Genomic DNA, 25,795 nt, shown 5'->3' with positions numbered 1-25,795 from the left:
GATTTTTTTATGAAAAATAACAAAACATAGAAAGGAGAAATTTATATTTTAGGAGTATAATTATGAAACTTATGATGGGTAAGTTGTTTTGGAATACAGGAGTTTCTGTACCTTGTTATCCACTGTTAGAAAATGATATGATATGTGATGTGCTCGTAGTTGGAAGCGGCGAAGCCGGTGCTCATATAGCGCATTCGTTAGCGAAAATTGGCATGAGTGTTACACTTATTGAAAAAAGAGCAATTGTGTGTGGTAGCACAGCTGCTAATACAGGTTTACTACAATTTCTTCATGATAAATCGTTAACCTCTCTTATTCATACATTTGGTAAAGAAAAAGGGGTACGAGCATATAAGCTTTGTTATGAAGCGCTAAGAACAATGGAAGAGGTTATACCGACTCTTGATATTAATCCCCATTTTATTCCGCGAAATAGTTTATATTATGCAAGTAAAAGTGAGGATGTCTCATTTTTACAAGAGGAATATAATACGTTACAGAATTATGGATTTCCAGTTGAATATTTTACAGAAGCTGATATTAAGAAACGTTATTCTTTTGCAAAACAAGCAGCGTTATATACGCAAGGTGATGCTGAGGTGAATCCGTATTTACTAGCGTATAGTTTTTTGCATAAAGCAAACCAAATGGGAGCTAATATATATGAACATACAGAGGCAATACATATAAAAAAACGCAAAAATGATTTAATTTGTTACACGAAAACAGGAAATCAAATTGTAGCAAAGAATATTATTATGGCGACAGGTTATGAGGCGCTTTTTGGAAAGAAAGAAAAAAATACAACAGTAGACACCTCTTATGCAATTGTAACAAATGAAATAGATCAATTTGAAGGCTGGCATGAGCGATCGTTAATTTGGGAAACGGCACGGCCCTACTTATATTTTCGAACGTATCGAAACCGCATTATTGTAGGCGGATTAGATGAAGCGCTACAAATTCAAACAATTGGTGATACGAAATTATTGCATAAGCGTGATATCCTTATTAATATTGTAAAAGAGATGTTCCCGCAGTATAAAAATATACAGGCAGACTACTATTGGGCAGCCGCATTTGGTGGTACTCATGATGGTCTCCCCATTTTAAAAGAAGACGAAAAGATACATAATTTGTTTTATGCATTGCCGTATGGAGGTAATGGAACTGTATATGGAATGGTCTTTGCCAAATTATTTGAGCAGTTATTTACAAATAAAGAAAGTAAAGATTTTTCTTTATTTAATCGATAGAAAAAAGGTAGCGAAGTGATGGAATGAGAGATATAAAAAAGTTTTTACAAAAATTACGTCCTGTACAACTCATCGTTTTGTTTTATTTATTAGCGGTAGTTGTATCGGTGATATTGCTTAGTTTACCGTTTGTTACGAAGCCTGGTGTGAAATGGACATTTATAGATGCGCTTTTTACATCGGTTAGTGCGGTAAGTGTTACGGGACTGTCTGTTATTACGATTTCAGATACGTTTACTACAGCAGGAATTATTGTTTTAGCTCTTATTTTACAATTAGGCGGCTTAGGAATTATGGCGCTTGGGACATTTGTTTGGATCATTACGGGGAAAAAGATTGGTTTGCAAAGAAGAAGATTAATTATGGCAGACCATAATCAAGGAAATTTATCGGGTCTCGTAGAATTGATGCGTTCTATTTTAATTGTAATTATTTCAATAGAACTTATTGGAGCAATCTTATTGGGGACAAGATTTTTACTTTACTTTCCGACTTGGCAAGAAGCTTATTTTCACGGTTTCTTTGCAGCTGTTAGTGCGACTACGAACGGCGGATTTGATTTAACAGGACAATCATTAATTCCTTATAAAAAAGATTATATTGTTCAAATGATTCATATGTTACTAATTATTTTAGGAGCGATTGGTTTCCCTGTGCTAATGGAAGTGAAACAATTCCTTAGTAAAAGGAGACAACAATTATTCCGTTTTTCATTATTTACAAAATTGACGACAACAACATTTTTTGCACTCGTTGTTGTGGGTACAATTATGATTTTTTTACTGGAGAGAAATCATTTTTTAGTAGGAAAGTCATGGCATGAAACTGTATTTTATACATTATTCCAATCTGTGACGACGCGAAGTGGTGGACTTGCAACAATGGATATACGTGAATTATCACAACCGACGCTTTTATTTATGAGTATATTAATGTTTATAGGGGCATCTCCAAGTTCGGTTGGGGGCGGAATACGTACAACTACATTTGCTGTTAGTATATTGTCACTATACACCTTTGCAAGGGGCGGTAGAACAGTTAGAGTCTTCAAACGTCAGCTACATGAAGAGGATGTACTGAAAGCATCTGTCGTTATGACGATGGGGATTTTGTTATGTGCTACTGCGCTATTCATTTTATCTATTACGGAAAATGTACCGCTTATGAGCTTAATTGTTGAAGTTTGTTCTGCTTTCGGAACGACGGGACTATCAACAGGTGTCACGCCAGATTTAACAACTGTTGGGAAACTTGTACTTATTGTGCTTATGTTTATCGGACGCGTTGGTATTTTAACATTTATTTTAGCTAGTGGTGGAAGGGAACAACCACCTCGCTATAAATACCCGAAAGAGCGGATTATTATTGGATAGTATGAAACCATTCTACCTACGTTAGGTAGAATGGTTTTTTAGTCGTTAATTCCAAATTGTGGATGCATGAAAGCTTCATCTTTATTATCCGCTTCGTTTTTTAGCAACTCTTGATTTTCTTCTGAAATCCACCCAATATCATTTGTAGGATGGATCCACTCATCGCCAGCCATAATGGCAGGATCTACTTCATCACTCCAATTGTTAAGCGGACTGTTCTCGGAATTATATTTACTGTCTCCAATTACAACATTATATTGATTCACAAAAGGTTGTTGCATCGTTTTTCCTGTTCCTTTAAAAGATGGAAAATTCATTTGATGCGGGAGCGTTTCGTCTAAAATGGGTGATTGAATCTTTTCTTTTTTCTTCAAAATTATCGCTCCTTTTTATAATGATTTCTTCATATGTAGTATTTCCATCTAACGCCTCTTATGTACTTGTTAACACTTGCCAGTAATAATTATTTTAAGTTGTTTCAAACTAGAGTAGAAAGTGATTTCTTGAGAGCAGGTGAATGTATTGGTAAAAAGAAAAGTGAAACAAAATGCGGCAATCAATAATAATAAAACTCCGAAAGAAAGCTTACCAGATGCAGAATTTGCATTAGAGTATGAAGGAGAAAATAGCGCAAAGTATGCGAATCGTAATTCAAAAAAAGGGAAACAAAAATGAGGCGTTTTTTACAAACGCCTCATTTTTTTGTGGGATTATAAAGGTTTTTTTAATTATTTGTAAATTTAGTGTTTTCTATTAGCAGAAAAATGCGAAAAAACATAGAAGTAGCAACGTATTACACAAAAACAAACAACAAACAAAAGATTAATGTTGGTTTAATACTGCTTTTACACTAGTTGTTTATATTTGAGTTGTACATAAGATTTGTAAAAGGAGAGAGAAACAGTGAAAAAAACAATCTTTAAAGCTGTAGCGACTGGAATGGTATTTTCGTTATTAATGGGGTGTGGTGCAAAGAAGGAAGAAAGTGCTGGAGCGAAAGTGAAAGATGACAAATTATCTGGATCATTAACTGTTTACACAGCAATTGAAGAAGAGCTTGTACCAATTTATCTTGATTCCTTTAAAAAGAAATATCCTGATGTGAAATTGAACATTGTACGTGATTCAACAGGAGTTATTACTGCGAAATTGCTAGCTGAAGGGAAAAATACACAAGCAGATGTTGTATGGGGAACTGCGGCATCAAGTCTATTAGCTTTAGATAAAAAAGATATGTTAAAAGGATACTCTCCAAAAGGAGCAGATCGTGTTCTTCCACAATTTAAAGATGATAAGCAACCTGAAAAATGGGTAGGAAATACTGCATTTATGACGGGGATTGCTGTAAATAAAGAAGAGTTAAAGAAGAAAAATTTACCGATGCCAGAATCATATGAAGATTTAACGAAACCAGAGTATAAAGGAACACTTGTTATGCCACATCCAGCATCATCTGGAACAGGATTTTTAACAGTTTCTGCATGGCTACAAATCATGGGTGAAGATAAAGGCTGGGATTACATGAAGAAACTTCATGATAATATGGCAAGTTATACGCATTCAGGATCAAAACCAGCGAAATTAGCAGGAGCGGGTGAATATCCAGTTGGCGTATCAATGGTTTATAGTGCTTTGAAAGAGAAACAAAAAGGTGCACCAGTTGAAGTTGTATTGCCGAAAGAAGGATTAGGTTGGGAAGTAGAAGCGAACGCACTTATTAAAAAAGATAATGCAAAAAATGAAAAATTAGCGCAAGCATTTTTAGATTGGGCGATTACTGATGATGTAATGAAGTTATACTTCGAGAAAAATGGATTTGCGACAATTAAAAATGATTATAAACTTCCAGATGGATTCCCTAAAGATGTAACAGAAAAGTTATACAAAAAGAATGACTTTAAGTGGGCAGCAGAAAATCGTGACAAAATTTTAGAAAAATGGGAAAAAGAGTTTGGCCAAAAAGCAGAACCGAAAAAGTAAGTGAGTGGGAGAGAGAAAAAATGAGCGAATATTTATCAATTCAACACATTCAAAAACAGTTTGATGCATTTACAGCGTTAAAAGATATTTCTTTTACTGTGAACAAAAATGAGTTTGTATGTTTATTAGGCCCAAGTGGTTGTGGGAAAACGACATTGCTTCGAATTTTAGCAGGGCTAGAAGAGGCAACAACAGGTAGTATAGCTGTGAATGGAAAAGATATTACAGCATTACCTCCTGGAAAGAGAAACTTCGGAATGGTGTTTCAATCGTATGCATTATTTCCGAATTTAACAGCACTTGAAAATATTGAATACGGCTTAAAGACAAAAAAATATGGAAAAGTAGAAGTAAAAGAGAAAGCGCTAGAGGCGTTAAAACTTGTAGATTTGCTGAATGTAAAAGATAAATATCCTGCTCAAATGTCTGGTGGACAACAGCAGCGAGTGGCACTTGCACGTGCGCTCGCTCTGTCTCCAGATATTTTGTTACTCGATGAGCCGTTATCTGCTTTAGATGCAAAAGTACGTGAAAAGTTACGTAGAGAAATGCGTGATTTGCAAGAGAAAGTAGGAGTAACAACTATTATGGTCACGCATGATCAAGAAGAGGCATTAACGATGGCTGATAAAATTGTTGTAATGAATCATGCGGAAATTATGCAGATTGGAACACCAGAGGAGATTTATCAAAGACCGGCCAATCCGTTTGTGGCAGATTTTATTGGTTCTATTAATTTCTTTTCGAAAAATAACGAAGAGCATGCAATTCGTCCTGAACATGTAACAATTGTACAAAAGGACGGTATTAAAACAGTTGTGGAAAGTATGGAATTTCGTGGATCTGTATATCGAACGGAAGTGCGAGTCGTAGAAGAAAACACACACCTTTATAATGAGAAAATTGTAGTGGATATATTAGCATCAGAAGTAGAAGTAGCTGATATTAGAAAAGGAAAGCCGATTCAAATCTCTTTCTCAGAAAATCATATGTTGTCATATGGAAAGAAGGTCATTGTATAGATGGAGATGTTAGAAAACTACAAGGTAGAAAGTGCGAAAAAAAAGATTAAGAGAAGTATAGGGAAAGAGGAATGGATCCAAAGGCTTGTAATTATCGGTATGATTCTTTCCTTCCTTGTCATACTTGTATTACCACTATTACAACTATTTACACAAGCTTTTTATAATAAAGATGGAGTTTTCATTGGTTTAGCGAATTTCAGTAAATATTTTACAACACCAACTTTAGTTCAGTCTTTACAAAATACGGTATGGATTTCGGGCGCAACAACAATTATTTCAGTTTCAATTGCATTCGTTTACGCATATGCAATTGCCCGTACGAATGTTTTTGGAAAGCGTGTATTTCAGTATGTAGCGTTATTACCATTGTTTGCACCAACGATGATGCACGGTATAGCACTTACATATTTATTTGGTAATCAAGGGCTAGTAACGAAAGGAATGTTTGGGTTATTTGAAGGTATACAAATCCCTTTATATGGACCAGTAGGAATTGTAATAGCTGAAGTTATGTATACATTTCCGCAAGCCTTTCTCATATTACTAATTGCCTTTCAAGGATCCGATTATCGTTTATATGAAGCTTCTAATATGCTAGGGGCGAGTAAAACAAAACAATTTTTCACGGTTACTTTACCTAGTGTAAAGTACGGATTAATTAGTGCAATGTTTGTTGTGTTTACACTTAGTTTCACTGATTTTGGGGCACCAAAAATTGTTGGTGGACAATATAATGTGCTTGCTACTGACGTATACAAACAAGTAATTGGACAGCAAAATATGTCGATGGGTGCAACAGTTGGAATGATTTTATTAATCCCAGCTATATTCGCATTTGCAGTTGATCGTATTACGCAAAGAAAGCAGGCGAATTTCTTATCTTCAAAAGCAGTACCATACAGAATAATAGCTAATAAGAAAAGAGATGTCATCTCATTCATATACTGTAGTGTGATTACATTTATGATCATTCTGTTATTTGTGGCAGTTGGTATTGCTGCAAGTGTGAAAGTATGGCCATATAATATGAGTTTTACATTTGAGCATTTTAATTTTTCGAGTTTAACAGGAGATGGACTTGAAGCATTTAAAAATAGCGTAATTGTTTCAGCAGTTACAGCAGTTATTGGGGCGATTTTAACATTTGTATTTGCATATGCAATTGAGAAAATAGACCAGCTACAATTCTTCCGAAAAACAGGTTACTTTTTCTCTATCGTTCCTTTAGCCATACCAGGTTTAGTACTCGGATTAGGATATGTCTTTTTCTTTAGTCAACCAACGATTCAAATTTTGGGACTATCAGTAACGAACCCGTTTCATTCTTTATACGGAACAATCGCTGTGTTAGTACTAGTAAATATCATTCATTTTTATTCTGTAACATTTGTCACGGCAACGACTGCTTTAAAGAAATTAGATCGAGAGTTTGAGCTTGTTTCGCAGTCGATGGGTATTCCGTTTTATAAAACATTCTTTAGAGTAACGGTACCAATGTGTTTACCAGCAATTTTAGAAATGGTAATGTACTACTTCGTAAATTCAATGGTAACTGTATCGGCAGTTGTATTCCTATATGCAGCTGATTTTAAACTAGCTGCCGTATCAATCGTAAATATGGATGATGCAGGAAATGTGGCGCCAGCAGCTGCAATGAGTGTGCTTATTGTTGTTACAAATATTGTAGTAAGAGTTGTATATGAATGGGGAACGAAAGCACTTCGTAACCGAACTTCACAATGGCAAAAAAGATAAGTAAGAAAGGTGATGGACAGAATGAAAATTGAAGCAGTTATTTTTGATTGGGCAGGGACAACAGTTGATTACGGATGTTTTGCACCACTAGAAGTATTCATGGAGATTTTTCATAAACGGGGTGTAGCAATTACAGCAGAAGAAGCTCGTAAGCCAATGGGGTTATTAAAAATAGATCATGTAAGGGCACTTACTGAGATGCCTCGTATTGCGAGTGAGTGGAATCGTGTTTTCCAACAATTACCAACAGAAGCAGACATTCAGGAGATGTATGAAGAATTTGAAGAGATTCTCTTCGCTATTTTACCACGCTATGCTTCGCCGATTAATGGAGTAAAAGAAGTGATTGCTTCTTTACGTGAAAGAGGAATTAAAATTGGTTCAACGACTGGTTATACGAGAGAAATGATGGATATTGTAGCAAAGGAAGCAGCGTTACAAGGATATAAACCTGATTTTCTTGTTACGCCAGATGATGTTCCAGCAGGCCGTCCATATCCATGGATGTGCTATAAAAATGCAATGGAACTTGGTGTGTATCCGATGAACCATATGATAAAAGTTGGGGACACAGTATCAGATATGAAAGAAGGTAGAAATGCTGGAATGTGGACAGTTGGTGTAATTCTTGGCAGTAGCGAGCTCGGTTTAACGGAAGAGGAAGTGGAGAATATGGATTCGGTAGAACTTCGTGAAAAAATAGAAGTAGTTCGCAATCGTTTCGTTGAAAATGGGGCGCACTTTACGATAGAAACGATGCAGGAACTCGAAAGCGTAATGGAACATATCGAGAAACAAGAACTTATTATTTCATAAAAGGGGAATAGGATCATGACTGAAAATCACTACTTATTATTAACACCAGGACCATTAACGACAACAAAATCAGTAAAAGAAGTTATGCTATACGATTGGTGTACGTGGGATGATGAATATAATACGATGGTGCAAGAAGTAAGAGCTAAACTTGTATCGTTAGCGACGAAGGAAGAAGAGAAATATACAACAGTGTTAATGCAAGGAAGCGGTACGTTTTCAGTTGAAGCAGTAATTGGTTCTGTTATTCCGGCAAATGGGAAGATTCTCGTTTGTACAAATGGTGCGTACGGTAAGCGCATTGTGCAAATGGCAGAGATGTTACAGATTGATGTAGTGGTCAGTCAAACAGAAGAGTGGGAACCTACTAATATTGTAGAAGTAGAGAAGTTATTGCAAGAAGATAAAGAGATTACGCATATTGCAGTTGTTCATTGCGAAACGACGACAGGCATTATAAATCCAATTGTAGATGTATGTAAATTAGGAAAACAGTATGGAAAGGTTACAATTGTTGATGCGATGAGTAGTTTCGGCGGGATTGAAATAGACATTGCTGATTTACAAATTGATTTTTTAATTAGTAGTGCGAATAAGTGTATTCAAGGGGTTCCTGGATTCGGATTTGTAATCGCAAAACGTGATGAATTATTGAAGTGTAAAGGGCAAGGACGCTCTTTATCTCTTGATTTATATGATCAATGGGAAACGATGGAAAAACAAAATGGGAAATGGCGTTTTACTTCACCTACACATGTTGTACATGCTTTTTATCAAGCACTACTTGAACTAGAAAAAGAGGGAGGAGTAAGAGCGCGTTACAATCGATATTACAACAATCAAAAACTACTAGTAAATAGAATGGGAGAAATCGGATTTAAGCCACTAGTAGATGAGGAATACCAATCTCCTATTATTACATCTTTCATTTATCCAAAAGAGGGATTCGAGTTTCAACAGTTATATAACGAATTAAAGCGTTATGGATTTGTTATTTACCCTGGGAAAATTTCGAAAGTAGATACGTTCCGCATTGGAAATATCGGTGATGTACATGAACAAGATATTAATCGCTTAGTTGATAGTATTGCTAAAGGAGCTGTTATTGGGTGAAAGTGTTTTGCTTAGGTGGAGCAGGTAAAATTTGTCGCGAAGCTATTTTGGATTTAGTTCAATTTTCATCTTTTGAGACAATTACAGTAGCTGATTTTAACGAGGTAGAGGGCCGTAAAGTAGTAGAATGGCTCAACGACCCTCGTGTTGATTTTGTAAAAGTAGATGTAACGGATCACGAGGATACGGTTGCAAAAATGATTGGTTATGACATTGTAATGGACGGTACGACGATAAAGTTAAACAGATTGTCGACCCGCTGTATTGCAGAAGCAGGATGTCACGGTGTGAACTTAAATGGATTTGGTGAAGAAAATGAATCGCATGCTATATTTGTTGAAAATGAAAAGATATGTTTACCTGGATTTGGCATGACGCCGGGTGTAACGCAAATGATGGCAATGCATGCAGCAAATCAATTGGATACTGTAGAGTCTGTCCGTGTAAGTCACGGTTCGTATCGTCCGATTGCTTTTTCTGCATCAATTACAGAGACAACGACATATGAATATGATCCATATTTACCATCGCGTACAGTGTATGAAGATGGTGAATTTAAGCAAGTACCTCCGTTTGCGCGTCCGAGAGAAATAGAATTGCCAGAGCCTTATGGTAAGGCAACGCAGTATATCATTCCGCATTCTGAAACGATTACGCTAGCAAAGGCATTAGAAAATAAAGGTGTCAAACTGATAGAGACGAGAGGAACTTGGCCACAGCAAAATATGCAACTTGTACGTGCTTTATATGATTACGGCATATTGCGTAATGATCAGATTGAAATAAACGGGAAAGAAATAGGCATTATGGATTGTATTTCACAGTATTTATTGCAATCGAAAGAAGGGCAAGAAACAGAGCTTTATGGTTATGCACTTCATGTAGAAGTAATAGGTATGAAAAATAATGAGAAGCAAAGACATGTGTTATATCATACACATCCGTTATCTGATGGTTCTGTTGTAGGATGGGAAAAATTAAGAGCGTATACGAGAAACGTCGGTATTCCATTTGGGATTGCTGCAGAGTTAATTGCAAATGGAAATGTAAATAGGGTGGGTGTTGTTACGCCTGAAGAAGCCTTTGAAAATCCACAATTGATTTTTGATGAGCTAGCAAAGCGCGGTATTCATATTCATGAAGAAGTTTCTACTTATAAAGAAAATTATAGCTTTGTATAAGTAAGGACGTTTATAAGGGAGATATAAATGAGGTGAAGCTATGTCTGTAGTAGGAGAAGAAAGAAAGCGAACCATTCTTGAAAAGGTAGAATTTAAAGGGAAAGTAAAGGTTTCAGAATTAGCGAGAGAATTTGCTGTATCAACAGAAACGATTCGTCGATATTTAGAAGAATTAGATCGTGAAAAGAAGCTGAAAAAAGTGTATGGTGGAGCTGTTCAACTTCCAGGCGCTGGAGTAGAGGCACCAATGTTAGAAAGAGAAATGCTACATATAGAAGAGAAGAAAAGAATTGGTTATAAAGCAGCGACATTTGTAGAAGACGGTGATGTCATTGCAATTGATGATGGAAGTACACCGCTTCAAATGGTTCCATACCTTGTTCATCGTAAAAACTTAACGATTGTAACAAGTTCATTTCCAGTCGCAACACAATTAATTTCTTCTATTAATAAAAAGATGTTTCACGGTGAAGTTTTGTTTATAGGTGGAAAAGTATCTCCAAAGCATTCGCGTGTATCAGGGTCTATTTCTCAGCAAGTCATACAGCAATTTCATTTTCATAAAGCGTTCGTTTCGATTGATGGGTTATTACCTAGTTTTGGAGTTTCCAGCTTTGAATTAGAGAAAGCGAAATTGTCAGAGGCGATGATGAAATTAGCTGAGAAAACATATATTTTATGTGATCATACGAAGGTAGGCGTGAAAGGGAATTATCGTATAGCAGCAATTTCGCGTATTCAACACGTAATTTGTGATAAAAAAATGCCATATAGCTTTGAAGAAGAACTTAAGAAGCATAATATTCAGTGGACAGTTTGTTAAATACAGTGAAAGCACATAAACTCCCGCCTAATTTTTAGGAGGGAGTTTTATTATCTGTAAATTGTAAAATAAAAGATTTGCAGTTATGCAAAAAGTGGACACATTTTCTCACCTCTTTCATATAATTTACCAATACAAAAAAAGTTGGTCGAAGGAAAGAAGGGAGAACATGTCAGAACGAATATATAATAAACTTGTATTGTACGCGAATATTTTGCAAAAAATCGGTGTCATCAATGAGAAGGAAAAAAGTGAAATTCTTCATACGATAGGTAAAAAAGCCCTTTGAATAAAGGGCTTTTTTATTTTTTTATCTTTAAAAATATAAATTTAATGTAATATTCTCATTGACAATGATAATGATATTCATTATCATTTATTTGTGGATAATTGATAATACTTATCAATTGTAAAGATTATATATGATAGGGGATATTATTTTGAAAAAAAATTACATGAAGGCGCTAGTAGTAGCGACAACATTAGCAATTCCATTTGCTACGTACTCTACTCCAGCATTAGCGGCATTAAAAGTTGAAGCAAATCAATCGGTAGCAGCAGCGAGTGATCGCACGTATGATACTGAGATTAAAATATATAAGGACCAAAAAGATGAGCCATCTATGGTTTCTCAATATATAAAAGATCCTAAAGTAACGATTGCAGCTGGCAAAAAAATTGTCACTGTAACAATGCAAGATAGTGATTATTTTCAATATCTTAGAATAGAAGATAGAAACCAGCCTGGTGTATTTCATGATGTGAAGGTTTTGTCAGAAGATAAGAGGAAGAATGGAACGAAAGTAGTTCAATTTGAAATTGGTGAGTTTGAGAAGAAGCACAATATGCAAATGCATATACTTATTCCAGCTATTGGATATGATCACAAATATCAAGTTCAATTTGAAATTAAAGATCCAACTGTAGGTAACAAAGAAACAGAGAAACCAGATGATAACTCTAATTCAGGCAATACGGAAACGGATAATCCAGTTGATAATCAAAATATGATAACAGATAAGAAATTAAGAGAGCTTGTTAATAAAAAAGTATTTAATAGAAAAGATTTAAATACACCAATTACGAAAGAAGATTTATTACAAGTAAAGGATTTGTTTTTAAATACAAATGAGATACTTGATTATAGTGCATTAAAATATATGCCAAATTTAAAATCTTTAACAGTTGCGAATGCGAAGATAAAAGATCCGTCGTTCTTTGTGAACTTAAAGCAATTAAGTCATTTAGCTTTGCGTGGTAATGAATTTTCAGATGTAACGCCACTTGTTAAGATGGATAATTTAGAATCTCTTGATTTAAGTAATAATAAAATTACAAACGTTGCACCACTAACTGAAATGAAAAATGTAAAAAGTTTATTTCTATCAGGCAACCAAATAGAAGATGTAACAGCATTAGCGAAAATGGAACAACTAGATTATTTGAATTTAGCAAATAATAAAATTACGAACGTTGCTCCATTAAGCGCTTTGAAAAATGTAACATACTTAACTTTAGCAGGTAATCAAATTGAAGATATTAAAGCGTTATATTCATTACCTTTAACAGACTTAGTATTAACACGTAATAAAGTTAAAGATTTATCCGGCATTGAGCAAATGAAGCAATTAGAAGAATTGTGGATCGGGAAAAATGAAATAAAAGATGTTACTCCTCTAAGTAAGATGACACAGTTAAAACAATTACACTTACCTAACAATGAGTTAAAGGATATTACGCCATTATCAAGTTTAGTAAACTTACAAAAGCTTGATTTAGAAGCGAATTATATTTCAGACTTATCACCAGTTAGTAATTTGAAAAAATTAGTATTTCTAAGTTTTGTTGCAAATGAAATCCGTGATGTGCGACCAGTTATAGAACTAAGTAAGACGGCTTATATTAATGTCCAAAATCAAAAAGTATTTTTAGAGGAAACAGAAGTAAATAAAGAAGTAAAAGTACCTATATATGAAAAAGATGGTGAGGTTTCTACGAAAATCCGTCTGAAGAGCGATAACGGTACGTATAGTAATGGTGTAGTGAAATGGAGTACACCAGGTGAGAAAATATATGAATTTGGTGTGAAAGATCCATTCGCGGATACAGGAATTTTCTTTACAGGGTCTGTTATTCAAAATGTAGTAGAAAGTAAAGACGGTAATACGTCTAAAGAAGATGAGAAAACAGAAGTGGTAGAATTTAAAGATGTACCAAAGGGACATTGGTCAGAAGAAGCAATTAATTACTTAGCGAAAGAAAAATTATTTATAGGCTATGGAAATGGTGAATTTGGATTTGGTGATAACATTACTCGTGGACAAGTAGCTCTTCTAATACAAAGGTATTTAAAATTAGAAAATAATCTAGTACCAAAAACGGCATTTACAGATACGAAAGGAAATATGTATGAAACGGCTATTGATGCAGTGGTTCAAGCTGGAATTATGACAGGCTATGGAAATGGTATGTTCCGTCCAGATGGAGTATTAACTCGATATGAAATGTCAGTAGTATTACAAAGAGTATTTCAGTTAAAAGAAAATGAAAATAGTGCAGAGAATTTTAAAGATATACCAAATGACCATTGGGCGAAAGGATATGTGAAAGCTTTAGTGGATAATAAAATATCAAAAGGCGATGGGGAAGGGAATTTTTTAGGAGATAATTTCGTAACACGTGAACAATATGCACAGTTTTTATATAATGCAATAAAGAAATAAAGTGAAACTTTAATCAGTGGGGGTTTTGTTCATTCCCCACTGATTATTAGCCCTCACTAATCGGGCTGCCCGTTAATGCGGAATAAAAAATGAGGAAAATACGCTATTCTTTAATTAAAGAGTAGCGTATTTTTATGTACAAAATGAAATAGGAAATAGATAGGAGTATAGACATATGAATAGCCTATTTTAAAGAAGAACCACGAAACTATATTGACAAAAAAGCGTTCTCATGTGATAATTCAATTAATTTTTAGAATAATCAAAAAATATTCCTTTTACATAGAAAGGATTTGAACCTTATATGAATATTATGCCGGGGGTGACGAAATGTTATTTTTTCTGAAGAAATGGAATGAATTAAAAGATGTGAAATCTGAATTGGCACTTCGTGATTGGTTTTATGGTACCAAAATTAGCTTATCGCTATGTACGTCAAAAGAGCCGTTAACATTCTTAGTAAATGTTGAAGGAAGAGATAAAGGGCTATTTTCGGAAGAAGATTTTATTGTCGTAAATTGCATGTGCGAGTCAGTATTTGAAAATGAAGAAAAACCAGCTGCAGAGTCATTTATGCATGCGGATATTTATAAAAAAAGTAGTGCAGGATGTATTTTACAAGTGCAGACTGTAGATAGTCATTTAATATCAGAGTTATATGGGGAAGAAGGAGAAGTAACGTTCGATAAACGCAGTGTGGAGCGTGTTTTCGGAAAAGAAGGTATAACAGAAATGACAATTCCAATTGTAGAAGATGAAAAAAAATTCGCTGATTTATTAGAAAGGAATGTTCCGAATTTCATTGAAGGTGGAGGGGTAGTTCTTGTTCATAATTACGGCATGATTGTGTGGGGAAAAACGCCAGAAGAGGCGAAAAAATGGCTAGAGGGTATAGAATATTTAATGAACTATCATGTAAAGTTATTAATGATTAAGGGGGCAAGAAGCTCTGTTATATAAAAATGGATGTGATATAGCTACAAGTTAATAAATAAATGAAAGCGTTTTAAAAATAATTTCACTCATAAAATATAGGTCTCCTTATTATATATAGACTACATGTTGACATGTAAGGAGGAACATATTTTGCGAGTTAAATATCATTTTCTGCCAAAGCAGCAAGTAACATTTTGCAAAATAAATGATTCTGGTGAAGAGGCACTGCAAATGATGAACGAAACGGGATTTCGAGCCATCCCGGTATTAGCAGAAGATGAGAAGAAATTCACGGGGATTATTTATAAAGTAGATTTATTAGAAAAAAAATGCAATAGCGGATTAGAGCATGTAAGTGCAGGGGATATGCTCGACGATTCCAATGCATTTATTTTTGAAAAGGATTCCTTCTTCAGAGCCTTTTATGTAATTCGTCGGCTTCCGTTTTTAGCCGTGCTAAATGATTATAATGAATTTGTCGGTATGTTAACGCATTCGAATATATTTGATGTTATTGAAGATTCATTTGGTATGCGAACAGGTGGTTATATATTAACAATTGCAACACAAGATTGTAAGGGAACGATTAAAGAGCTTGGGACATTGTTAAAAGCATATAATATCGGTGGCCTATTTACGCTAGATAACGGTGATCAATATATCCGCCGCGTTATTGTAAATATATCAGATGAGTTAGATGAAACAAAATTAAAGCAATTAATCGGAAAAATAGAGAAAAAAGGATTCAGAGTGAGTCACGTAGATTATATTTAAGTTAAAAAGAAAAGTACCTATCTGTTATATATAGATAGGTACTTTTTTGTCCCACTATTTGTGGGTAGTAAAATCCACGCCTCAAAATTTGGTGAAAGCAAAGAAGTTAGGTGGGCGGGTGTTACCTGTAAAAGCCCAATTGGTGAGGGCTGATTATATGTGAGTAATGAACTTTATTTTGAAACAGGAGGCGGGGATAATGCTAGATCAGATAAGAAAATAAAGTCTGCATGCTCACGAATTTTAGGGATAGAAGTTTCAATAACGCGTGATGTAATTTCACCTGGGGGGCCCACATGCCCGATAGCTACCATAATAGGTTTTTCTTGAATTTTTTTGATGAGTAATTGGGCTTGTTTTGAAATATGCCCTGCTGTATATACATCATCAAAAAATAGTTGGTTTTCAATAATAGGAACTCCTAATTCTTTTCCGATTTTTGGGACGACACTATTAGGATTCGTTTTACTATCTAAGTAAAATAAACCGTGTTTTTTACAAGCAGCAAGTATAAGGCGAACAATTCTTTCATCCGCTGTTACTTTTGACCCCATATGATTGTTCATTCCAATTGCATGCGGTACTTCTTGAATCGCTTGTTCAAGTCGGTTGTTTATTTCTTCATCGCTTAAATCAGTTGTAATTGCTTTCGGCCCAAGCCATTCTTTTTTACCTTTTATAGGTTCCATTGGCATATGTATAATAACTTCATGTCCTTTCTTATGGGCAGCTATTGCGTCTTCTTTTGTGGAAGGAAGAAAAGGCATAACAGCAACAGTGAGTGGAATGGGAAGTGATAACATTTGATTAGTCCCCTTCATATTATTACCGAAATCATCAATGACAATAGCAACTTTATTCGTATGAGCATTTGCTTGAATAGGAAATAAGAAAGACGGTAAAAACAAAACAATGATGAATAATGCAATCGTATATTTTCGCATATAAATATTTCCTTTCTATTGTTATCCTGCTATTTGTGGGTAGTAAGACTCCCACCTCAACATTGGGCTGGATAGGTGGGAGATTCACTGCCTACCCGATTGGTGAATGCTAATTATCAGTGGGGGCTGAACAAAAAAACACTGATTAAAGTTTCACTTTATCAATCATCATTATGTTTTGCTTTTTTATATAAATTAAACAAAAAATGTCGAAGAAAAGTAGGTGGAAAATTAAGAATCCCCGGTTTACGTAGAATTTATAAAAAAAGAAGATGAAAAAAATGTCTATTATTGCGAATGTATTTACAAAGATAGAATAATTTGTAATAATTCTCAAAGTGAGGGTAAAGATTTGTAAATTACAGGGAGAAAATGTTAAATTTTCTGATTCTTCAAATTTGCATATGATTAAGTAGTTAAAAAAAGTCAATGGAGAAGTGAAGTTAAGAGCATGGAAGTATAATAAGGGGGATATGGATGTTTACTGTAAAAAGGAAGTACACATTAGAAAAGCTTTCACGTGATATTCATATGAAACGTGAAGAAATGATTCAACTAGGATTAACAAGTGGGCTAAATAGTAGGGAGACAATTCAAGTTAGTCAAGAATTGGACAAGCTTATTTTACAATATCAATGTTATAAAGAAAAACAAACACCGAAATGGTTTTCAATTATAAAAATACCTATTTTCCAAATCGGGTATGAAGGAAAATCAAATAATTTTTGGCGAATGCTTGTGGCTGGTTTTATGAAATAAGTATAATTACCCTTATAGGATAAGGATAATTATACTATGTGTAACGGAATTTCGATATGAACTGTCGTTCCTTCATTTTCTGTACTGTCGATAAAAATATGCCCATTATACATCTCTACAATTCGTTTACATATGACAAGTCCAAGACCTGTTCCAGTATCTTTATTAGTAAAGAACGGATGAAAGAGGTGTTTTTGAATATGTTGCGGAATCCCTTTTCCAGTATCTGTAATATGCAGTTGTGCGTGTGTTTCATTGTTTTTTACTACAATGGTTAGTGTATCATTAGAAGTCATGGCCTCAATTGCATTTTTGGTAATGTTTAAAACCACTTGTTTCATATGGTCTTTCGAACAACGGATATGAACAGGATGGTCTGGCAAATGTAAATGGAATACAATGTTATGTAAATTCGCCTCAGATTGAATAATTAATGCTACCTCATTTAGAATTGTTCTTACATCATATGTTTGTTCGATGATGGCGGTTGGCTTTCCTAGAATAAGAAATTCACTTACAATTTCATTGATTCGCTCTATTTCTTGTTCAATTACGGAAAAGTAGAACTGATCTTGTTCATCTTTATATTTCTCTTTTAATAGAGCGACGAGTCCTTTAATTCCAGTAAGAGGATTACGGATTTCGTGTGCTGTACTCGCTGCAAAAGTTCCAACTAATTCAATTTTCTGTAGTTCATTTTGTTGTCTTTCAAGTTTTGTTTGACGTTTTAACAACATATATTGAGCAAGCAAAAATAAAATAGACATTAAAAATAAAGTAGCTATACACTCTATTGCAACCCACTGGTATAAGGTTTTTTGATGAATGGGTAATGGAGAAACAGAGACCTTCCAATTTAATCTTTGGAGTGGGGTAGTAAGCATATTAGAATGCGTATCACTTGTGTCGTTATTATCATCGGTTAGAAAAACTACATCATGTTTATCAGTTACCTCAAAATGGTATTGTGGTTTAATGGCATTTAAAGAAGAGGAAATGTAATCAAAGCGTAAACTAGCTAATAATAATCCTGAGAGCTCCTTCTGTTTATTAAATATGGGGGCAGCAATCATAATAGCTTTATGTCCAAGAACGCGATCAGTAATGACTGATGATACAGTGGTTTTTTTAGTTTGGAGCGCGTCTTGAATATATTTACGGTCTGAAACATCTATAGGCTTTGATTCATCTTCAGATGCGATTGTAATGACTCCTTCTGGTGTAGCGTAATATAGACCAGAAAAGCGTGCATCGTTTCCATCTGTATCATGTACAATTTGTTTAATGCCATTTATATTACCAGTCTCGGTGCCTACAACTTTTGCAAGCATGTCTAAAGCAGAAATTGCTTCACCAAGATGATGATCCAAATAATCTCTATATAAAAAGAGAACTGTATGAGCAGATAATTTGTTTTCCTGTTTCATTTTATATGTATGATACGAATAAAATGTAGCACCAATCCCTATTGTCGGTAGGATAACAAGCAATATATATATAATTATGCTTTGGAATTTGACTTTCAAATGTGGTACTCCTTCTTTTTTTATTATCATTATATATAAACTATGTTAAAATTGTCATGTTTTTATTCAAGAATGATTTTTAATATATTAGGGGAGAGGAAATGGATGAGTGAATGCTCATTCGGAATTCACATGAAGTATGAAGTGGTATTTTCTTTTTATTGCTGAGAATTTAAGTGAAGGGTTGAAAGTTGTATGACATCAAATAATGAACGAGAAGATATTTCTCAATCTTTAAAAGTATTTATTGCATTATCTCGTGTACATCGTTCTGTTATGGATACTACAAATAAATCTATACAAAGTAACGGGTTAAATCCAACTGAATTTGCTGTATTAGAACTGCTATATCATAAAGGCGGTCAACCACTCCAGCAAATTGGTGAGCGCATTTTAATAGCTAGTGGCAGCATTACATATGTTGTAGATAAGTTGGAGAAAAAGGGATTAGTAAAGAGAATCCCATGTCCGAATGACAGACGTGTTATTTACGCGCAATTAACTGAGTCTGGCGAGAACTTTATTGCTTCTATTTTTCCGGGGCATGAGAAAGTTATACATCAGTCTTTTGAAATGTTAACGAAAGATGAAAAAGATGAATTACTTGATTTATTAAAAAAAATTGGGAAGTATGAAAAATAATATGTTCCAAAGGAGCTTTGGATAAATAAATCCAAGGCTTTTTTATTTGTAATGAACTCATGGCAGTCACTGCCGAAATTTGTTGAAAATTAAGAGGGGATTCGAGAATACGTATTGAATTATAATAAAGGTATGTAATGGAGAGGAGGCTCGTTCATGTCATTTAAAGACTATGAATATAAACGCCCAAATATTGAAGAGTTAAAAGAGAAATTTACTGTTGCTTTAGAGAAGTTTGATAACGCAAAAACTGTAGAAGAACAAAAACAAGTCATTCATTCAATTAATGAGATTCGCAACGATTTTGGTACAATGGGAAACCTTTGTTACATTCGCCATTCTGTTGATACGACGGATACTTTTTATAAGGAGGAGCAGGATTTCTTTGATGAATTCTCTCCAGTTGTACAAGGATATGGTACAAAATATTATAAGGCACTCATTAATTCTCCATTTCGTGAAGAATTAGAGGCGTATTATGGAAAACAATTATTTGCTCTAGCAGAATGTGATTTAAAAACATATTCAGATGAAGTCGTGAAAGATTTACAATTAGAAAATAAATTATCATCGCAATATACACAGTTATTAGCATCTGCAAAAATTGACTTTGCTGGAGAAGAAAGAACGTTATCGCAACTGATTCCGTTTATGCAAGGAAAAGAAAGAAGCGAACGTAAAGCAGCAAGTGAAGCATACTACGGATTTTTAGCTGGAAATGAGGAAGAACTAGATCGTATTTATGATGAGCTTGTTAAAGTGAGAACGAAAATCGCAAAATCTTTAGGTTTCAAAAACTTTGTTGAACTTGGATATGCAAGAATGTACCGTACAGATTATAATGCGGAGATGGTGGCTAATTACCGTCAGCAAGTGCTAGATTATATCGTTCCCGTTACAACGGAATTAAGAAAGCGACAACAAGCACGTATCGGTGTAGAGAAGTTAGCTTATTACGACGAAAACTTGGAGTTTGCTACAGGTAACCCAACTCCAAAAGGAGATGCGGATTGGATTGTTGATCATGGAAAGACAATGTATAAAGAGTTATCGGTTGAAACAGATGAATTTTTCAATTTCATGCTAGATAATGATTTATTAGATTTAGTTGCGAAAAAAGGAAAAGCTGGTGGCGGATATTGTACATATATTGAGAATTATAAAGCGCCATTTATTTTCTCAAACTTCAATGGAACATCTGGTGACATTGATGTATTAACACATGAAGCAGGTCATGCTTTCCAAGTATATGAAAGTCGTAAATTTGAAATTCCAGAATATAATTGGCCAACATATGAGGCATGTGAAATCCACTCTATGAGTATGGAATTCTTTACATGGCCATGGATGAAGCTATTCTTTGAAGAAGATGCAGATAAATATTACTTCTCTCACTTAAGTTCAGCACTCCTGTTTTTACCTTATGGTGTATCTGTTGACGAATATCAACATTATGTATATGAAAATCCTGAAGCATCACCGGAAGAGCGTAAGACAGCATGGCGTAACATAGAGAAGAAATATTTACCGCATCGTGATTATGAGGATAATGATTATTTAGAGCGCGGTGGTTTTTGGCAACGTCAAGGACATATTTATAGTTCGCCGTTCTATTATATTGATTACACGCTTGCTCAAATCTGTGCGCTACAATTTTGGAAACGTGCAAGAGATAATAGACAAGAGGCTTGGGAAGATTATGTGAATCTGTGCCAACAAGGTGGAAGTAAATCGTTCTTAGAATTAGTAGAAGTTGCAAATTTAACATCACCATTTGCTGAAGGCTGTGTGAAAAGTGTTATTACAGAAATTGAAGCATGGTTACATGCGATTGACGACACAAAATTGTAAAAAACATGCGCTTTTTTTCACATGTTTAACATCGACATAATGGGAAAATGATGAGATAATAAAAGAAAATTCAGAATACTAAAGAGGTGTTTCTAATAAGGAGCACCTCTTTTCACAAACAAAAGGGGGGAACAAGTATGCTTCAATCTAATATGGATGTAAGTTTAGAAAGTTTAGTAAACTCATTACAGTCTACTCGAAGCACGCTATTATCAGAAATTGAAATGTTAAATGACACAGAAGTGAATGTAAAGCCACGCCGTGATAAATGGAGCATTATTCAAATTTTACACCACTTGCATTTAGTTGAACAATCTGTCACGTCTGCCCTTGTATATGCTTTACAAAAAAAGGAAAGAAACATGACTCCATTTAAAGACCTCCAACTTACGCTTGATCGCACACATAAACGAGAAGCTCCTCAGCAAATGCAACCAACAGAAACTTTAATGAAAAAACAGCAAGGAATTCAATTGCTAGAACATTCACGCCAAGAACTATTACACGCGCTTCATAGTGTTATAGATGAAAAAGATTTATTTGAAAATGGATTAAAGCATCCTGTTTTTAATGATCTGAATTTGTATCAATGGGTTCAATTTCTTGATTTGCATGAACAAAGACATCTTACGCAGTTAAAAGAGGCGAAACATGCAATTTTGCAACGCTAAAGTGGAAGAAGTGGGAAACCACTTCTTTTTTGATACGTGCATAGTTTTCTTTCTTATTTTGGAATACTACATGGAGAAAGAAAAGAAGGAGTTGAAAAAACATGTCTAAAAAGAAGCGAGAAGAAGAGCGCGCCTGGAAAGCACGTAAAGAAAATCAACAACCGCACGGAAAAGTGAAAGCTTTTGCTGAATTAGTTGAAGGAACAGAAAAAACGTGATGAGTATTTCATCACGTTTTTTGTATGAGTGGAAAAGTTAATAAAAAGGTTGTACCGATTCCTTTTTCACTTATAATATCAATTTTTCCATTCATAGCTTGAACAACACTGAATACGACCATCATTCCAAGTCCAGTACCTTTTTCTTTCGTTGAATAAAAAGGAGAGCCAAGACGTTTTACTTGTTCTGAATCCATACCGACTCCTGTATCTTTTATATATAACTGAATATGCTTATGATCAGGAACTAATGTGAAATAAAGATCACCGCCTTTTGGCATAGCCTCAATGCAATTTTTTAAAATATTTAATAAACATTGATTTAGTTTTTGCTTTTCTCCAACGATAAAAAAAGAAGTGCTTTGCTTTATATAATGAGTACGTACATTTGTTAAATTAGCAAGCGGTGTAATTAACGACAATGCATGTAGTAATTCTTCTTCTAACTGTAATGTTTGTTCTTTTTCAATGCTTGGTTTAGCAAAGGTTAAATAATCTGTAAGAACATGATTTGCTTGTTCGATGCCATTAATGGCAATGTCGATATATAATTTTCGTTCCTGCTCAGTGCATGTACCTGATTGTAACAGTTGTAAAAAACCTTTCGTTGAAGTTAATGGATTGCGAATTTCATGAGAGATAGACGCTGCCATTTCACCAATTAAATGAAACTTTTCAGCATTTATAAGTTCGTTTTGGAGACGAACTTGAGTTTGTAATATGTGTAGTAAATATAGAATTAGAATCGTACCAAGCATTGAACATAATTCATACACAATAATATGCGGTATATAATCAGTCTTATTTGTAACCTTTGAAAGGAAGAAGGGTATCCAACTAAATCCGTATGTGAGACTGTAGATAATAGCAAGTGTTATTTTTATACGATTAGAAGTTCGATTGAAAAATTTATATGTTAATAATAGAACAATAAATAGAAGAACAGAACCGATAAGAGATGGGAAAACACCTACCCCACCTAATAATAAGCGATATATGTTTAATACAACTAAGATAGAACCACCAGCAATAGGCCCTCCCGTTAATGTACCGACAATTAATACAATATGGCGCATATCAAATTGAAAACCATTATTTGTTTTTGCTGCAAATGTAATACAGAGTACGGTAGCAAGGCAACAGAGTACAATGAATATAGCTGAATTTAATTTAGGAGAGCGTTTCCCTTTTTGATTCCAAAATAAATGATATACGAGCATTGTAATCAGGATGAATAATATATTTAAAAAGAGATAAATAATAAAGGATTTCAGTGGGATGCCTCCTCTCTTCTTAGATTAAATTAATCATACTATAAAATGAAAGAAATGAAATAATAAATAGCGGAAAAATCAGAAATTTTTACGCTAGTATACAATATGTTACAATAAGCTGTGTCAATGAAAGAAGAAATTCCGTGCATCGCGCGGGAGAGGTTCGCGAACTCCCTCTATAAAAAACTATGGAAACAACAATATCCTTAGGTATTGTTTTGTTTTTTTATTGTGACAGTTCAAGAACGTTCTTTCTTCTTATTTATAGTAGAGAAGGAGAATGAGTGAAATGAAAAAAGAAAAAGCAGTTGTTGTTTTTAGTGGAGGACAAGATAGTACGACATGTTTATTTTGGGCAATAGAGCAGTTTGCAGAGGTAGAAGCTGTAACGTTTAATTACAATCAACGTCATAAGCTAGAAATTGATTGTGCAGCGGAAATTGCAAAAGAACTAGGAATAAAGCATACGGTACTAGATATGAGTCTATTAAATCAACTTGCTCCAAATGCGTTAACGAGAACGGATATGGAGATTACACATGAAGAAGGTGAATTGCCATCGACATTTGTAGATGGACGAAATTTACTCTTCTTATCATTTGCTGCTGTATTAGCAAAACAAGTTGGAGCACGTCATATTGTAACGGGTGTATGTGAAACTGATTTCAGTGGTTATCCAGACTGCCGTGACGTGTTTGTGAAATCGTTAAATGTTACTTTAAATTTATCTATGGATTACCCGTTTGTCATTCACACGCCACTTATGTGGATTGATAAGGCTGAAACATGGAAATTATCAGATGAACTTGGAGCATTTGAGTTTGTTCGAGAAAAAACATTAACATGTTATAACGGAATCATTGGTGATGGTTGCGGTGAATGTCCAGCATGTCAACTTCGTAAAGCAGGATTAGATACGTACCTACAAGAACGCGAAGGAGCGAATAACTAATGGATAACTTTTTTGGATTTCGCATCGTAGAGAATTTGCAAAAAATGGACAAGGATATTCAGCGTAAACAACTCAAATACCATAATAAAAGAGTAATGGTCAGCAAGGAATTTACATTTGATGCAGCACACCATTTACACTGTTATGAAGGGAAATGTAAAAACTTACACGGTCACACATATAAAGTTGTATTTGGAATTAGTGGATATGTAAATGAAATAGGTCTTGCAATTGACTTTGGAGATATAAAAGAAATTTGGAAAAATGAAATCGAAATTTATCTAGATCATCGTTATTTAAACGAAACGTTACCTGCAATGAATACGACTGCTGAAAATATGGTCGTTTGGATTTATGAAAAGATGGCAGAAGCACTAACAAAAGAGAATCGAGTGAACGAATATAAAGGAGCTCGCGTTGAATTTGTTCGTCTATTTGAGACGCCGACTAGTTATGCGGAAGTAAGACGGGAGTGGATGCTTGATGAGTAAAATCCCTGTCTTAGAAATATTCGGTCCGACTATTCAAGGTGAAGGAATGGTTGTAGGGCAAAAAACAATGTTTATCCGTACAGCTGGTTGTGATTATAGCTGTGCTTGGTGTGATTCTGCTTTTACGTGGGATGGATCAGCTAAAGATCAAATTAGACAGATGACACCAGAAGATATTTGGGATGAGCTTGTTGCAATTGGAGGAGAAAATTTTTCTCATGTTACGATTTCAGGTGGAAATCCGGCATTGCTGAAAAATATTGAGTTTCTTCTTTCTATATTAAAAGAAAATGGAATGCGAACGGCAATTGAAACGCAAGGGAGTAAATGGCAAGATTGGTTACTTCAAATTGATGAGGTAACAATTTCTCCAAAACCACCAAGTTCAACGATGAAAACAGATTTTCATAAGTTAGATGCTATTATTCAGAAACTAGCAGGAAAAGATATTAGTTTAAAAGTAGTAGTATTCGATGATCATGATTTTGAATATGCAGTTAAGATGCACGAACGTTATCCAAAGGTACCATTTTTCTTACAAGTAGGAAACGATGATACAAAAACAGTGGATGATGCGATGCTTATAAAAAATTTATTAGATAAGTATGAATGGCTGATTGATAAAGCTGTAAATTGTAAAGAGATGAATGATGCAAAAGTATTGCCTCAGCTTCATGCGTTAGTATGGGGAAATAAGCGCGGCGTATAACGA

Annotated in this window: 25 protein-coding genes and 1 riboswitch; of the genes, 21 read left to right on the top strand and 4 right to left on the bottom strand. The window is 34.5% G+C overall.

The genetic code is table 11. The features are described 5' to 3' along the window. Positions 1 to 62 precede the first annotated feature (62 nt). Positions 63 to 1,256 carry an FAD-dependent oxidoreductase gene (locus AU379_RS20780; RefSeq protein WP_000772521.1) on the top strand — a complete coding sequence of 398 codons (1,194 nt, stop codon included), beginning with the start codon at positions 63 to 65 and terminating at the stop codon, positions 1,254 to 1,256. Between the two features lie 23 nt (positions 1,257 to 1,279). After that, positions 1,280 to 2,629 (top strand): TrkH family potassium uptake protein, encoded by a 1,350-nt coding sequence (locus tag AU379_RS20775; RefSeq protein ID WP_001204707.1) that lies wholly within the window; start codon positions 1,280 to 1,282, stop codon positions 2,627 to 2,629. Between the two features lie 38 nt (positions 2,630 to 2,667). On the opposite strand, the gene AU379_RS20770 is transcribed toward AU379_RS20775, so the two are convergent. Beyond that, positions 2,668 to 3,003, bottom strand: coding sequence for a DUF3905 domain-containing protein (locus AU379_RS20770; RefSeq protein ID WP_000726027.1), 336 nt, complete (start codon positions 3,001 to 3,003; stop codon positions 2,668 to 2,670). A 148-nt stretch (positions 3,004 to 3,151) separates the two neighbouring features. Here AU379_RS20770 and AU379_RS30665 point away from each other — a divergent pair, with 148 nt between their 5' ends. From AU379_RS30665 to cbpA, 11 genes are all read left to right on the top strand, one after another. Further along, positions 3,152 to 3,304: a hypothetical protein gene (locus tag AU379_RS30665; RefSeq protein ID WP_000240799.1), complete on the top strand. Its 153-nt coding sequence runs from the start codon at positions 3,152 to 3,154 to the stop codon at positions 3,302 to 3,304. A gap of 228 nt (positions 3,305 to 3,532) precedes the next feature. Next, positions 3,533 to 4,609: a putative 2-aminoethylphosphonate ABC transporter substrate-binding protein gene (locus AU379_RS20760; protein WP_000750895.1), complete on the top strand. Its 1,077-nt coding sequence runs from the start codon at positions 3,533 to 3,535 to the stop codon at positions 4,607 to 4,609. Between the two features lie 20 nt (positions 4,610 to 4,629). Continuing rightward, on the top strand, positions 4,630 to 5,631 hold the full coding sequence (locus AU379_RS20755) for a putative 2-aminoethylphosphonate ABC transporter ATP-binding protein (protein ID WP_000006192.1): 1,002 nt from the start codon (positions 4,630 to 4,632) through the stop codon (positions 5,629 to 5,631). Next, positions 5,632 to 7,389 (top strand): putative 2-aminoethylphosphonate ABC transporter permease subunit, encoded by a 1,758-nt coding sequence (locus AU379_RS20750; protein WP_000425518.1) that lies wholly within the window; start codon positions 5,632 to 5,634, stop codon positions 7,387 to 7,389. Positions 7,390 to 7,410: 21 nt separating this feature from the next. Next, positions 7,411 to 8,205 carry a phosphonoacetaldehyde hydrolase gene (gene phnX / locus AU379_RS20745; RefSeq protein WP_000687363.1) on the top strand — a complete coding sequence of 265 codons (795 nt, stop codon included), beginning with the start codon at positions 7,411 to 7,413 and terminating at the stop codon, positions 8,203 to 8,205. A gap of 15 nt (positions 8,206 to 8,220) precedes the next feature. Further along, positions 8,221 to 9,318, top strand: a complete 1,098-nt coding sequence (phnW, locus tag AU379_RS20740) for a 2-aminoethylphosphonate--pyruvate transaminase (RefSeq protein WP_000138230.1) — start codon at positions 8,221 to 8,223, stop codon at positions 9,316 to 9,318. Beyond that, positions 9,315 to 10,499, top strand: coding sequence for a saccharopine dehydrogenase C-terminal domain-containing protein (locus AU379_RS20735; RefSeq protein ID WP_000862174.1), 1,185 nt, complete (start codon positions 9,315 to 9,317; stop codon positions 10,497 to 10,499). Before phnW ends, AU379_RS20735 begins: the two co-directional genes overlap by 4 nt. Before the next feature lie 40 nt (positions 10,500 to 10,539). Beyond that, positions 10,540 to 11,322, top strand: coding sequence for a DeoR/GlpR family DNA-binding transcription regulator (locus AU379_RS20730; RefSeq protein ID WP_000117667.1), 783 nt, complete (start codon positions 10,540 to 10,542; stop codon positions 11,320 to 11,322). 422 nt (positions 11,323 to 11,744) lie between these two features. Then, positions 11,745 to 14,045, top strand: coding sequence for an NEAT domain-containing leucine-rich repeat protein (locus tag AU379_RS20720; RefSeq protein ID WP_061139679.1), 2,301 nt, complete (start codon positions 11,745 to 11,747; stop codon positions 14,043 to 14,045). A 330-nt stretch (positions 14,046 to 14,375) separates the two neighbouring features. Then, complete coding sequence (locus tag AU379_RS20715) at positions 14,376 to 15,005, top strand: class II aldolase/adducin family protein (RefSeq protein WP_000896005.1); 630 nt, start codon at positions 14,376 to 14,378, stop codon at positions 15,003 to 15,005. Between the two features lie 126 nt (positions 15,006 to 15,131). After that, positions 15,132 to 15,755 (top strand): cyclic di-AMP binding protein CbpA, encoded by a 624-nt coding sequence (cbpA, locus tag AU379_RS20710; RefSeq protein ID WP_001264207.1) that lies wholly within the window; start codon positions 15,132 to 15,134, stop codon positions 15,753 to 15,755. A gap of 173 nt (positions 15,756 to 15,928) precedes the next feature. Here the strand turns inward: cbpA and AU379_RS20705 are convergent, their stop codons facing one another. Beyond that, on the bottom strand, positions 15,929 to 16,699 hold the full coding sequence (locus AU379_RS20705) for a divergent polysaccharide deacetylase family protein (protein ID WP_001234107.1): 771 nt from the start codon (positions 16,697 to 16,699) through the stop codon (positions 15,929 to 15,931). A gap of 477 nt (positions 16,700 to 17,176) precedes the next feature. On the opposite strand from AU379_RS20705, the gene AU379_RS20700 reads away from it, so the two are divergent. Further along, on the top strand, positions 17,177 to 17,458 hold the full coding sequence (locus tag AU379_RS20700; protein WP_000495536.1) for an aspartyl-phosphate phosphatase Spo0E family protein: 282 nt from the start codon (positions 17,177 to 17,179) through the stop codon (positions 17,456 to 17,458). Positions 17,459 to 17,487: 29 nt separating this feature from the next. On the opposite strand, the gene AU379_RS20695 is transcribed toward AU379_RS20700, so the two are convergent. After that, the gene (locus AU379_RS20695; RefSeq protein ID WP_000865053.1) at positions 17,488 to 18,984 is read right to left on the bottom strand and encodes a DUF3149 domain-containing protein; all 1,497 of its coding nucleotides are present in this window, start codon (positions 18,982 to 18,984) and stop codon (positions 17,488 to 17,490) included. Positions 18,985 to 19,179: 195 nt separating this feature from the next. Between AU379_RS20695 and AU379_RS20690 the strand changes: the two genes are divergently transcribed. The 4 genes from AU379_RS20690 to AU379_RS31015 all read left to right on the top strand — a co-directional run bounded on the left by AU379_RS20690 (position 19,180) and on the right by AU379_RS31015 (position 22,366). After that, the gene (locus tag AU379_RS20690) at positions 19,180 to 19,626 is read left to right on the top strand and encodes a MarR family transcriptional regulator (protein WP_000203336.1); all 447 of its coding nucleotides are present in this window, start codon (positions 19,180 to 19,182) and stop codon (positions 19,624 to 19,626) included. Between the two features lie 156 nt (positions 19,627 to 19,782). Beyond that, positions 19,783 to 21,477 (top strand): M3 family oligoendopeptidase, encoded by a 1,695-nt coding sequence (locus AU379_RS20685; RefSeq protein WP_061139678.1) that lies wholly within the window; start codon positions 19,783 to 19,785, stop codon positions 21,475 to 21,477. 137 nt (positions 21,478 to 21,614) lie between these two features. Next, positions 21,615 to 22,148 carry a DinB family protein gene (locus AU379_RS20680; protein ID WP_000941970.1) on the top strand — a complete coding sequence of 178 codons (534 nt, stop codon included), beginning with the start codon at positions 21,615 to 21,617 and terminating at the stop codon, positions 22,146 to 22,148. A gap of 101 nt (positions 22,149 to 22,249) precedes the next feature. Next, positions 22,250 to 22,366: a DUF6254 family protein gene (locus AU379_RS31015; protein WP_000038355.1), complete on the top strand. Its 117-nt coding sequence runs from the start codon at positions 22,250 to 22,252 to the stop codon at positions 22,364 to 22,366. A gap of 11 nt (positions 22,367 to 22,377) precedes the next feature. Here the strand turns inward: AU379_RS31015 and kinB are convergent, their stop codons facing one another. Then, positions 22,378 to 23,586 (bottom strand): sporulation sensor histidine kinase KinB, encoded by a 1,209-nt coding sequence (gene kinB / locus AU379_RS20670; protein WP_000964157.1) that lies wholly within the window; start codon positions 23,584 to 23,586, stop codon positions 22,378 to 22,380. A gap of 206 nt (positions 23,587 to 23,792) precedes the next feature. After that, a riboswitch (PreQ1 riboswitch) is annotated at positions 23,793 to 23,836 on the top strand. Positions 23,837 to 23,929: 93 nt separating this feature from the next. Here kinB and queC point away from each other — a divergent pair. From queC to queE, 3 genes are read left to right on the top strand one after another with little or no spacing between them, the layout of a single operon-like run. Beyond that, positions 23,930 to 24,592 (top strand): 7-cyano-7-deazaguanine synthase QueC, encoded by a 663-nt coding sequence (queC, locus tag AU379_RS20665; RefSeq protein ID WP_000711595.1) that lies wholly within the window; start codon positions 23,930 to 23,932, stop codon positions 24,590 to 24,592. After that, entirely contained in the window at positions 24,592 to 25,083 is a 492-nt protein-coding gene (gene queD / locus AU379_RS20660) for a 6-carboxytetrahydropterin synthase QueD (protein WP_000368414.1), read from the top strand. The genes queC and queD overlap by 1 nt, the downstream gene beginning before the upstream one ends. After that, positions 25,076 to 25,792: a 7-carboxy-7-deazaguanine synthase QueE gene (gene queE / locus AU379_RS20655; protein ID WP_000036298.1), complete on the top strand. Its 717-nt coding sequence runs from the start codon at positions 25,076 to 25,078 to the stop codon at positions 25,790 to 25,792. Before queD ends, queE begins: the two co-directional genes overlap by 8 nt. The last annotated feature ends 3 nt before the right edge of the window (positions 25,793 to 25,795 follow it).

The sequence above is a fragment of the Bacillus sp. JH7 genome (assembly GCF_001563515.1).
Classification (GTDB): domain Bacteria; phylum Bacillota; class Bacilli; order Bacillales; family Bacillaceae_G; genus Bacillus_A; species Bacillus_A cereus.
Note: the sequence above shows the minus strand (reverse complement) of the source record. Positions and strands in the feature narration are given on the sequence as shown.